The organism is Desulfonatronum sp. SC1, from assembly GCF_003046795.1.
GTDB lineage: Bacteria > Desulfobacterota > Desulfovibrionia > Desulfovibrionales > Desulfonatronaceae > Desulfonatronum.
This window is the reverse complement of the sequence record NZ_PZKN01000090.1, coordinates 1-544: the sequence shown is the minus strand read 5'-3', so window position 1 is coordinate 544 and position 544 is coordinate 1. Positions and strand designations below refer to the sequence as shown.

The following is a 544-nucleotide window of genomic DNA, read 5'->3' as shown; positions in this document are numbered from 1 at the left end:
CGGCTCACCGAGGCTTATCGCAGCCTTCCACGTCCTTCATCGCCTCCTGGCACCAAGGCATCCGCCAATTGCCCTTAGTATCTTAACCTCTCTATTCTTCATTCCCTATGAAATTGTCAAAGATCAACCGACCAAACGAAAAACGCTCATGCTCGAAGCGTCCACATTACCACCACAAATATGGTGGAGGTGAACGGGATCGAACCGATGACCTCCTGCGTGCAAGGCAGGCGCTCTCCCAGCTGAGCTACACCCCCATCTTTCAATTTCAAATCTCAAATTTCAAATTTGAAATTAACAGCAGCGTGGTGGGCCTAGATGGACTTGAACCATCGACCTCACGCTTATCAGGCGTGCGCTCTAACCGAAACTGAGCTATAGGCCCATTTCTTCCGTTAAGGCCGGCAAGAAGCAAATAGCTCCTTGCAATGAAACAGCGAGGGGGGAATTTCTCTGTAAAGGAGGTGATCCAGCCGCAGGTTCCCCTACGGCTACCTTGTTACGACTTCACCCCAATTATCAGCCCTACCGTAGACGACTACCT

Annotated in this window: 2 tRNA genes and 2 rRNA genes; all 4 read right to left on the bottom strand. The window is 50.7% G+C overall.

The window, feature by feature from the left end:
- Nucleotides 1–88, bottom strand: a 23S ribosomal RNA gene (locus C6366_RS18465); the annotation flags it as partial.
- A gap of 93 nt (nucleotides 89–181) precedes the next feature.
- Nucleotides 182–257 (bottom strand) — tRNA-Ala (locus C6366_RS18460).
- Nucleotides 258–306: 49 nt separating this feature from the next.
- A tRNA-Ile gene (locus C6366_RS18455) sits at nucleotides 307–385 on the bottom strand.
- A 72-nt stretch (nucleotides 386–457) separates the two neighbouring features.
- Nucleotides 458–544 (bottom strand): 16S ribosomal RNA (locus tag C6366_RS18450); the annotation flags it as partial.